The sequence below is a fragment of the Pseudovibrio sp. POLY-S9 genome (genome assembly GCF_001431305.1).
Classification (GTDB): domain Bacteria; phylum Pseudomonadota; class Alphaproteobacteria; order Rhizobiales; family Stappiaceae; genus Pseudovibrio.
The window spans coordinates 3,491-12,535 of sequence record NZ_LCWX01000099.1 but is presented as its reverse complement, the minus strand read 5'-3'; the positions used below and the strand labels follow the sequence as shown (position 1 = coordinate 12,535).

General features: G+C 51.8%; 8 protein-coding genes. 5 read left to right on the top strand and 3 right to left on the bottom strand.

Annotation, left to right across the window (positions count from 1 at the left end; all coding sequences use genetic code 11):
- The 3 genes from PPL9_RS33150 to PPL9_RS08730 form a co-directional block, all read right to left on the bottom strand.
- Positions 1–229, bottom strand: a 229-nt coding sequence (locus PPL9_RS33150; protein ID WP_208989255.1) for a hypothetical protein, incomplete at its 3' end; no start/stop codon positions are given.
- A 308-nt stretch (positions 230–537) separates the two neighbouring features.
- The gene (locus tag PPL9_RS08735) at positions 538–1,554 is read right to left on the bottom strand and encodes an NADP-dependent oxidoreductase (RefSeq protein ID WP_057462347.1); all 1,017 of its coding nucleotides are present in this window, start codon (positions 1,552–1,554) and stop codon (positions 538–540) included.
- Positions 1,555–1,704: 150 nt separating this feature from the next.
- On the bottom strand, positions 1,705–2,655 hold the full coding sequence (locus PPL9_RS08730; RefSeq protein ID WP_057462346.1) for a haloalkane dehalogenase: 951 nt from the start codon (positions 2,653–2,655) through the stop codon (positions 1,705–1,707).
- A gap of 107 nt (positions 2,656–2,762) precedes the next feature.
- Here PPL9_RS08730 and PPL9_RS08725 point away from each other — a divergent pair, with 107 nt between their 5' ends.
- The 5 genes from PPL9_RS08725 (at position 2,763) to PPL9_RS08705 (ending at position 8,953) form a co-directional block, all read left to right on the top strand.
- Positions 2,763–3,665 carry a LysR family transcriptional regulator gene (locus PPL9_RS08725; protein ID WP_057462345.1) on the top strand — a complete coding sequence of 301 codons (903 nt, stop codon included), beginning with the start codon at positions 2,763–2,765 and terminating at the stop codon, positions 3,663–3,665.
- Between the two features lie 912 nt (positions 3,666–4,577).
- Positions 4,578–5,390, top strand: a complete 813-nt coding sequence (locus PPL9_RS08720; protein ID WP_208989254.1) for a DUF4129 domain-containing protein — start codon at positions 4,578–4,580, stop codon at positions 5,388–5,390.
- Positions 5,387–6,712 (top strand): hypothetical protein, encoded by a 1,326-nt coding sequence (locus tag PPL9_RS08715; protein ID WP_057462344.1) that lies wholly within the window; start codon positions 5,387–5,389, stop codon positions 6,710–6,712. Before PPL9_RS08720 ends, PPL9_RS08715 begins: the two co-directional genes overlap by 4 nt.
- Positions 6,702–7,658 (top strand): MoxR family ATPase, encoded by a 957-nt coding sequence (locus PPL9_RS08710; protein ID WP_057462343.1) that lies wholly within the window; start codon positions 6,702–6,704, stop codon positions 7,656–7,658. Before PPL9_RS08715 ends, PPL9_RS08710 begins: the two co-directional genes overlap by 11 nt.
- 53 nt (positions 7,659–7,711) lie before the next feature.
- Positions 7,712–8,953: a DUF58 domain-containing protein gene (locus PPL9_RS08705; RefSeq protein WP_200962168.1), complete on the top strand. Its 1,242-nt coding sequence runs from the start codon at positions 7,712–7,714 to the stop codon at positions 8,951–8,953.
- Positions 8,954–9,045 lie beyond the last annotated feature (92 nt).

Sequence of the window (9,045 nt, the reverse complement as noted above, 5' to 3'; positions counted from 1 at the left end):
ACCGCGCAAACAGGCCGGACACATGACTGCTTCTGACAAAGGTACCGATCATCTCAAAAATGTCTTGCAAAGCAGGAGCCATCCACACATGCCATTCGCTTAATGACGGAGCTGCCTTTACAGAGCGTGATGTCGACTTAGGGTTGGCTTTAATCCGCTTGGCGCTGAGGGCCCTAGCCGCCGTTGGGGCGTTTTTAGCAAGGGTTGAATCAGTTCCATCAAGAGGCATGTTCAGTAGTCCCTGCAAACGATCTGTAACTACTCGAACGGCCCCTTTGCTGACATTCAGCCCACTTCAAAATCTACTTACTCGCCTCCCGAAAGTTGACATTGGTCGATGGCGCAGCATTTTGGGTTCGTAAGTGACTGTGAAGCGGGACAGATAGCTAACGTTCGCATCATACTTTCCAATAAGCGTTTAGTGACCGAACGCCCCGAACAGTACGGCCTCCAATTTTCACACATTTTTGGATGTTTTCTACTTTTTAGAACTAGGGGCGGAGCCTAGGCTAACAAGGATCCGCCGGTTGAAAGATTTTATTGATCACCTGATACCCACAGCGCCAGTTTACCCTTCACATGTCCTGTCTCCAGCTTTTCATGCGCACGAACCACATCGCCCAATTCGAAAAACTCGGTATGAGGAAGGCTCAACTCGCCAGCCTCAACCAAATTAACGATTTCCCGAATTTCCGCGCCGAAACTCGCATCGTCGACAAAAGCCAAAATTTTCTCGACACCGCGTTCTTTCGCTTCAGCGATTTGAGCTTCGACATCTCCGTCATCCGTCAATGTTGCGATATTAACGAGCCGACCGCCTCGCTTTAACAAGGCCACAGGATCAGCAAGCGAGTCGGCGCTTATGGTGTCGACGATCAAATTCAAGCCATTTGGAGCCCATTTGGAAATTTCGTCGCTAATACTTTGAGTTTTGTAGTCAATCGGGAAATCGGCTCCCAGGGACTTAACATAGTCCAAATTGGCGCCACTGCAGGTGGTGGCTACCTCTGCGCCAGCCCATTTTGCCAATTGAACGGCAAAACTGCCCACACCACCCGAAGCACCATTGATGAGTATCTTCTTGCTCTCACCCTTCCTGAGCGCACCTTTTTCAGCCCCGAACAGTGCCTGCCAGGCCGTCACACCTGTAGTCGGAATGGTCGATGCAGATTCCAAGGTCATATCTGCAGGGATCAGCGCAACCCGGCACTTATCGACCACAAGGTACTCTGCGTAGGACCCGGGCTTCCCAGCCGAAAACATATTGGTTGCTGAGGCAACTCTATCGCCCTCAGAGAACTCAGTTACGTTTTTGCCTGTCGCCACCACGACACCCGAAGCGTCCACCCCGAGAACCAAAGGGAACTTGGCGTTTGGCATCGCCGAGGCGAGGTGTCCATCTCGCATTTTCCAATCTGCCGGATTGACCCCCGCGTAGGCCACTTTGATCAGCACGTCGTCGGCTTCAAGGTCTGGAATGGGGAGTTGCGCGATTTCGAACATTGCCGCGCCGCCCCATTGCTTAATTACTGCTGCTGTCATTGATTTTGTCATATGTCTCTCCGAACATTATTCATCTCAATCCCCAAGGGGATTGGTTTCAATCAACTGAATTTTCAATTGGGTCTGTGATTGCGCCAAGGGTCCGCTGGTGATCACGTCGAACTAACGGTTCTTTCCTTGGCGCATTGTGACGGTTACCTGTCAGAACCGCGTCAACCACTCGGCCAGAGCCTTGCCGATTTCATCGGGATAGTCCTCTTGAACGAAATGCCCCCCTTGGCCAAGAAACACCGTCTCAAGGTTTTTCAGGTTCTTCTGCAAATACTCGGCTTGGGCCATCGGAAGTATCGCGCCTGGATCGACGTGGAACATCAATTTCGGCAGATCACTGGCCAGCAACCACGCGTTATTTGCGGTCGCCACCTCATAGACATCTGCCGGTTCGCCAGCGATTGGAATTTCGCGTGGCCAGTCCAACAATATTTTCCGGCTCTCGGCTGTTGGGTAATAGCGGTTATACTCTGCCATAACTTCATCCGAGAGCGGTCCATTCGGGCTGCCGTATCGCATAAATTGATCCAGTAAAATGTTCTGGTTCATGATCATTTCTTCGCCAACACCGGGCGTGTTCACATTGCGTACGAATTCCGCGAAATCGCCCAGTGACTCGTAGCTTTCGTAGGGAATAAAGTCCGGCGTCATCGCCTCCATAAAGGCAATTGCGGACACACGTTCGGGACGCGTGCGCGCATAGTGCCAGCCCAGACCCGACCCCCAATCATGGATCACCAACACGGCATCCTTCAAATCCAGAGCGTCAAGAAAGGTGAACATATATTCTGCGCTGTCGGCATAGGTATGTTCAAGTGCTGGCTTGTCGCTATCGCCCATTCCGATCAGATCGGGTGCAATCACGCGGTGCGTGACTGACAGGTGCGGGATGATGTTGCGCCAAAGATAAGAAGAGGCAGGGTTGCCATGCAAAAAGACAACGGGGCGCCCTTCGCCCTCATCAACATAAGCGATCTTCTGGCCCAGCACTGTCATATAGCTTTTGTCCTGCGCTTGATGAGTGTCCGCGAATGCGGGCAGCGACATTACGGATGCGGCTGTAACCAAGGCGGCAAATTTTAGTAAGGTTCTGCGTTTCATAGATATCTCCAGTTTTCTGTTGAGCAATATCTATGTTTCAATTACCTCTGTATAAATTGCATAATTTCGAACACAGTGTTCGCCTGATGAAACATAGGGGATGCGAAATGCGGTCCATCGACTGGGAAATGATGCCTTTTTTTCTGGCTGTTGCGCGCAAGGGAAGCCTGCGCGCTGGGGCTGAGATGCTGAACGCCAATCATGTTACGGTGAACCGCAACATCAAGGTATTGGAAGCCAGCTATGGCGTTCAGCTTTTTACCCGTTCTCGCCGCGGTTTTGAGTTAACCGAAGCGGGAGAGGCTCTTTTGCCAATGGCGGAAGATGCCGAGCAGGTATTTCTTGGAGCGCGTCGCCGGGTCGAAGGTTTGGATAGAACCGAAACCGGAACGATTAAATTTTCTCTGCCGCCTGCTATGGCCCTTGATGTCGTGGCGCCGATACTGGCGCGGTTTCATCAGGCCTATCCAGGCATCGATGTGGAACTGCGATTGACCGATGCGCAAGAAGATATCAATCAAGCGGAAACGGATGTCTCTCTCCGAGCGGCATATGAGGTAACCGATGACGTCACCGCGCGCAAACTTTACCCGATGGCAATCGGGATCTACGCCAATCAACAGTATATTGATGAGGTTTTACCCACTTCCGGACCCGAGGGTGCCGGATTGAGTTGGGTTGGTTGGACGAAATCACGTGAAAATCCGGCGTGGCTGAAGCAATCTCGATTTCCTGCCGCCGATATTCGCTACTCCTCAAGCGAAACATATATGCATATAAGCCTTCTAAGTCAGGGATGTGGAATGTCATTCCTGCCTGTTGTTTTTGAACATATTTTCCCCGATTTGCGCCAAGTGCCAAATACCGAGGTTGAATTTGATCGCACCCTATTCATCTTGCTGCACTCAGAATTGCGACGAACAGTTCGGGTTCGCAGGTTCGTGGATTTTTTGGCGGATGGCCTCGGCGAACTGAAGCCCAAGATGCAAGGGGCACTTTATCAGAAGTAGACCAAGCGCTACGAACCTGAAAACGGCAATCAAATCTTTGCCAATGACCGGCCTGTACGATGGCCAAAGTGCAGCTTCGGGTAACAGGTCTCAAACCCGACCTTGGATGCAGCGTATCATTTTATGATACAGGCCCAACTGGACCGAGCGTGCACATTTGGGCGTTACGAACAACAACAAGGGAACATTGAATCTCATTCACCCAAGTTTGGTGATTTTGAACTGGTAAGATGCGGACTTTGCTGACGTTCAATGCACTGCGAAAACCCCGGCCAGTGAGAGACCGTTGCTAGCGTCGAGGGCCATAACCGGCCATTGGCGCGGTTCTATCAGCGGTTGAACTGGATTACTTAAAATCTTGCTGTTGTTCTTCATGGGAGTTGCGTGTGGCCCATTATTGCTATCAACCCATGTTTTGTTAGTAGCGATGTTTGCAGAACGTACAATCGCAACCTTTATGTGAGTCTCACGTTAATTGAATAGCTTTTCTTTCTTGTGATTACTCAAAAGTTTTTCTACTTAGCAGAGCCGCGCACTATTCCGCCTGCTTTATTATTGCTGACCGGCGGGCCAAACAGCTTGATTGACGCACAGCATCTAAGCCATCTACGAAATGATTGCCCTCTCTGCCCAAAGGTACTCCAACAACAAGTATGCTAGGTCTGCACATAACAATACTAAGCCTATATTCATCTTCCGTTGGACTGAGGCGTTTTTAATCAACCACTTATTTAGATTTTATGCCGGAATAGCGCTTTTAGCATCCCCACATAAAGATTACAGTTCAATCTTTTATAAGGATTTTGCAGATGAAAATATTAAATTTTCAGTGCCTTTTAACCCAAAATGACGTTTAGCGTCGACTGTTCGAACCTCAGTTGATCGCCTAAACGGTAAATCTGCGAAAGATCTTTGACACTGATCACTACAATCTGTATGGAATCTCTATTCAGTCGCATTTTATTTGATCGCGAAAATTGTTTTATTGTCGATATTAATATGATCTGCTTTATTAGACTGTGCTTAGTTGCATGTTTCATCACAATGCCTCATTGGAGTTCTGCGCAGCAATCTTCCGAGACAGCAGTAGAAATTGGAGAGAGTGGTGAGGCGTATCTGCAGGCAATCAAGTTCCGCGGCATAGATTCAGATGTTGTATATTTTGATCCATCCAGCCCTCCGCCACCGATGGAGATTGGACAAGAGCCAGAGGCGCTGCCAGCACAATCCGATCAGGACGGGGAATGGTCACCAGGCAGTGTCGATATTAACGCTTTTTTGATTTCTGCCGCACTGTTGCTTGCAATTATATATGTGTTTGCTCGTTACGGCGGCAGTATTTCAGTTTCACTGAGCCAGAATGCTGGCAACGCCGCACGCTCTCATGACAGGGCAAACCGCAGTTGCGGAACTTTACCTGATGCAGGGCCAAGCAGTCTGGTCAGTATTCTACGTCTTCAAGACCGGCGTGAAGCTCTCATTCAGCTAACTCAAGCGGCTCTGATAGCAGCGGTTTCGGCAGATGGAGTATTGTTACAGCGCAGCTGGACAGCGCGTGAAGCGCTCAAGCATCTGCCGGGAGAACATCGCTATATGAGTGCCTTACGCAACCTCGTTCACGCTAGCGAACGGGTACATTTCGGTGGTCGGGATGTAAGCGAAGAGGAATTCCAGTCGCACGTCGAAGATATACGTCCGCTGCTGCAGTTCGAGGCGTGCGCATGAGCCTTTCAGAACCAAGCACGAAGCAGAATAGACTGCGGCTCGAAACGCTTGCAATTATTGTCTTTGGGGCATTGCTGCTTTTTGTTGTGTTCTATGCAGTCTCGCAGCGCCAGCAGGCTTTGAGAGCCTCCCCCTCCGGGTTCGACGGACTGCAGATCTGGCTTACATCCAAAGGCGTCAGCACACAGAGCTTCCTCGGTGGCTGGCAGGTTGATCAGAACTCTGTCGGGTTGCTGGTGATGCCGCTATACGACACAGTGTTGGACAGAAGTCGCAGCCAACCTCTCACTAAGACCGAGCTGCTATATCAGCAGGATGAATACGATCTGGATTTAGCGATAATTAAGCGGAAGATCCGCCTGGTGCCAACGCTTGTCATCCTGCCCAAATGGCGCAGTGGAATGCGCCTTGCTGGGGTCGCGCATCCAGTCTTGTTGAGCAAGCGCTTTGCTGTGGAAGAACTGCTTCAAGATATAACCGGACAGAGTGACGCAAAAATAGTTTATGCCAGCGCCCCTCTTAGCGATTTTAGCTATACCACAGGTGGCGGACAAGAATTTTCCGCACAGTTTTATGCTGCGCAGATGTTCACAAGCCCCGGCTGTAAGCCGGTAATCGGGGCAACCGAAGCAATGGTGCTGGCTGATTGCACTATGTCTCAAGGCGAAAACAGGGCGAGCGGTAAACAGCTGTTTGTTTTGTCCGATCCTGATCTGCTGAGCAATCATGGATTGCGGCTTGCAGATAACTCCGCGATTGCACTCGATTATCTGCAAGAGTATGCCAAGGACCGTAATGTGATGATCGACTACAGCCGTGACACGTGGATAATTGATCCGAAGCGTGGTGTGCAACGCGAGCGAACCTGGGCAGATCTCATTCAGTTTTTCGAACCGCCGTTTCTCACGCTCTGGCTGGGTTGCTTTCTAACATTACTGCTCTTCCTCTGGCGTTCCTGGTTGCGCTATGGCCCTGTACGTCATGTGCCTGCAGCCGGTACCAGCGGAAAAGCACAAGCCTTTCAAGCGCGAGCCAGACTAATGCGGCTTTGCGATCAGGACGGAGCCTTGATCGGCGACTATGCTCAGGCCCGGCTGGCCACCATCGCAGCTGTGCTCTACGGTGCGGCCTCTTCCCGTCAGCATGCTGAGTCGGGAACATTTCTTGCATATGTCAAGCGCCGTAATCCCGAGCATGCCACCGCGCTGGAAAGCGTCCTTACAGCAATTCGAAGCCTTCCAGCTCGAATATCTCCAGCGGAGGCGATCCACCATGTTGATGAACTTGAAGCGCTATTCGAACAAATAATCCATGACACTTGAAACTTTGCAAATCCGGTCCGATGCTCTGCGTTCCGAGATTGGTAAGACCGTTCTGGGGCAGGAAGAAGTAATCACTATGCTTCTGATCGCGTTATTTGCACGCGGCCATGTGCTGCTGGAAGGCCCACCAGGTACTGCTAAGACTTTGCTCGCCCGCAGTTTTGCCGCCGCCATGGATCTAGAGTTCGGACGTATCCAATTCACGCCAGATCTGATGCCTGGCGACGTTTTGGGCACTTCGATCTTCAATTTCCAGACCAACGAGTTTGTCCTGACCCCAGGCCCAGTCTTCACTCAGGTTCTGTTGGCGGATGAAATCAACCGAGCTCCCCCAAAAACTCAGGCAGCTCTATTGCAGGCGATGAACGAACGTACAGTCAGTATTGATGGCGCCGACTATACTCTGGGGCGCGAGTTCATTGTCGTCGCTACTCAAAATCCAATTGAGCAACAAGGCACCTATCCATTACCCGAAGCGCAACTAGACCGCTTCCTATTTAAATTGGTGATCGATTTCCCACCGGAGAACGTTGAAATGGCCATTTTGCGCCAGCACGCAGGCGCACCGATAGAATCTGGGTTGGAAACTAGAGGCCTGACAAAAACTCTGGACGCCCAGACTCTGGCCGACAGTCGGGCGCTGATTGACAGGATCACTCTGGACGACGACATCTTAGCCTACATTCTGCGTCTGGTCCGTGCGACCCGGGAAAGCTCGGAGATTGCTTTTGGAGCATCGACCCGTGCCGCTGATGCACTCGCGGCGGCGACACGGGCGATGGCGGGGTTGAGCGGTCGCGATTTTGCCATCCCCGATGACGTCAAGCGACTGTTTGTCCCGGCGCTGCGCCATCGTGTAGTGTTGGGCCCGTCAGCTGAGATCGAAGGTCGCAGTTCCGCGATGGTACTCGAAAACATTCTCAACCAGATTGAGGCCCCCCGCTGATCCGTCCGTCCCCCCGACTTCTGTTTGCCACCTGCATTGCACTCGTGGTTTCGATGCTGAGCATCGTCTTTGCTGATGGTCAGCGCGGGATCGCGCTGGCACCCTGGGGACTGCTTGCATTTCTTGCGGCAGCTGATCTGCTGCTGTCATTCACACGCAGGAAGCAGCTCAGCTACAATATGGCTAAGGAGATTTTTATTGGTGAAAGCCAGAACCTGAAGCTGGAGATCCCCCGGATGCCTGCTGGTCTGCGAGCACAACTGGCCTGGCCCAAGGGCCTGAGCGGCGTTGCTGAGATCAGTTTTACGCAACAAGCCGATGGCACTGGTATTGCAGAGGTTGCGTGCCGCGGTGTCCGGCGCGGTGTCTGGTCTTTTGAACACATCTGGTTATGCTGGACATCGCAACTAAAACTGTTTGAGTTTGTACCACGCCTTGAATTCGCTCTGGAAATACGGGTCGTCCCCAATATCCGACTGGTGCAGTCGGGAGAGATCGCTACAACGGTGCAATCGGCCCTCTATGGTGTCAAGGAAAACCGAGCCATTGGGGAAGGGGCGGAATTCCATCAGCTTCGGGATTTTATCCAAGGTATGGATGTTAAGTCCATCGACTGGAAACGGTCAGCCAAACGCCGGTCACTGGTGGCCCGGGAGTTACGCGCTGAACGCAATCACCACGTGATACTGGCGCTGGACACTGGCTATCTCATGAGTGAGGAGATTGGCGGCTTACCGAAAATCGACCATGCCATAAGCTCAGCACTGGCAGTTGCGTGGGCAGCAGCCATAGGTGGTGATCAGGTCGGTTACTACGCCTATGACCTTCGCCCGCACTCCTTCATTGCTCCAACACAAGGCCGTCAGGCTTTTGTCCGGTTGCGCAGCTGGAGCAGCGAACAGGCCTATTCCAGGCACGAAACCAATCATACGCTTGCCTTGTCCGAATTGAATGGGCGCACACCAAAACGCAGCCTGATCATTGTATTCACAGATCTCGTCGATACCACTTCAGCTGAATTGTTGGTTGAAAACCTGACTATTCTGTCCAAGCGACATCTGCTGATCTTTGTTGCTATCCGCGATCCTGAGGCTGTTACCCTCATAGAGACAGCACCTGAAGACCTTGATGGAGTTGCGGTTTTGGTGGCAGCAAACCAAGCAATCAACGAGCGCCGGCTGGTGCTGGAACGGCTGACCCGACTGGGCATTACAGTGCTGGATGCAACACCGGAGACCATCACCAGCCAGCTGATCTCGACCTATCTTGAAATCAAGGCACGGGAGATGATCTGATGTCCAAAACCGATCTCATCCGTTCGACCAGGTTTCGCAAAGAGCGCGAAGCCGACTGGCACCAGCTTGAAGTTCTTGTGGCCCGGGCGGAG

What these genes read in the sequence shown, in the direction of transcription:
- PPL9_RS08735 (WP_057462347.1), bottom strand. Translation starts at nt 1,554, where the DNA reads ATGACAAAATCAATGACAGCAGCAGTAATTAAGCAATGGGGCGGCGCG.
- PPL9_RS08730 (WP_057462346.1), bottom strand. Translation starts at nt 2,655, where the DNA reads ATGAAACGCAGAACCTTACTAAAATTTGCCGCCTTGGTTACAGCCGCA.
- PPL9_RS08725 (WP_057462345.1), top strand. Translation starts at nt 2,763, where the DNA reads ATGCGGTCCATCGACTGGGAAATGATGCCTTTTTTTCTGGCTGTTGCG.
- PPL9_RS08715 (WP_057462344.1), top strand. Translation starts at nt 5,387, where the DNA reads ATGAGCCTTTCAGAACCAAGCACGAAGCAGAATAGACTGCGGCTCGAA.
- PPL9_RS08710 (WP_057462343.1), top strand. Translation starts at nt 6,702, where the DNA reads ATGACACTTGAAACTTTGCAAATCCGGTCCGATGCTCTGCGTTCCGAG.
- PPL9_RS08705 (WP_200962168.1), top strand. Translation starts at nt 7,712, where the DNA reads ATGCTGAGCATCGTCTTTGCTGATGGTCAGCGCGGGATCGCGCTGGCA.